This is a genomic window from Brevibacterium sp. CCUG 69071, assembly GCF_021023135.1.
Lineage (GTDB): Bacteria > Actinomycetota > Actinomycetes > Actinomycetales > Brevibacteriaceae > Brevibacterium.
Genome location: NZ_PGFV01000020.1, coordinates 1 through 629, shown reverse-complemented (window position 1 = coordinate 629; position 629 = coordinate 1). Strand labels below are relative to the sequence as shown.

2 protein-coding genes are annotated in these 629 nt (G+C 66.3%); both read right to left on the bottom strand.

Annotated elements, in window-relative coordinates:
* Positions 1-286: hypothetical protein (locus CV023_RS19240; RefSeq protein ID WP_230748581.1), on the bottom strand; the 286-nt coding region annotated here is incomplete at its 3' end.
* A partial coding sequence (locus tag CV023_RS19235; RefSeq protein ID WP_230748580.1) for a hypothetical protein occupies positions 283-629 on the bottom strand: 347 nt, incomplete at its 5' end. The genes CV023_RS19235 and CV023_RS19240, both read right to left, overlap by 4 nt.

The following is a 629-nucleotide window of genomic DNA, read 5'->3' as shown; positions in this document are numbered from 1 at the left end:
TGGTGAGGAGTAGGGGTGTGCCGGCTTTGAGGCCGCGGATTGCGAGGGCGACGATGATGCCGGCGGAGAGGAGGACGTAGACGGCGCCCCATACGTGGGGTGGTGCGAGGTGGAAGGATTCGCGGAGGGTGGGAACTCGTGCGCTGGTGTGGGTGGTGGCGATGAGGGTGACGCCGACGGTGAGGGCGAAGGCGGCGACGAGCCAGGCCATGGCGCGGATGAGTTTCTTCGCGGTGCGTTGCCGCAATGCGGGGACGTGTTCGGCGATGAACTTGGAGACGCTCATGGTACAGCCTTCCACCCTGCAGGATAGGCAGACGGGCTCCACGTGTTGCCGTCGATGACCGACTCGAACACCGCGCCCTCAAATGTCACCTGGTCGCCGGAATTGTAGGCGTCGTGCGCGCCAGTCGGCTCCACCCACTCGGCGGGAGCGTCGCTGCCTTCGACGACTTCACGCCAGGCTGAGACCCCCGGCTCCCACACATTCCCGGCGACGAAAGAGATCCAGGTCTTCCCGCCGTGCGTCACAGTCCAGTCCAGCGGGTAAGCGTCCACTGCGGACGTGGGTTGCCGCCAGTCCTGGCCCTGCTCGACACCAGCCGCGGCCAGGTAGGCAGTGTTGAGCT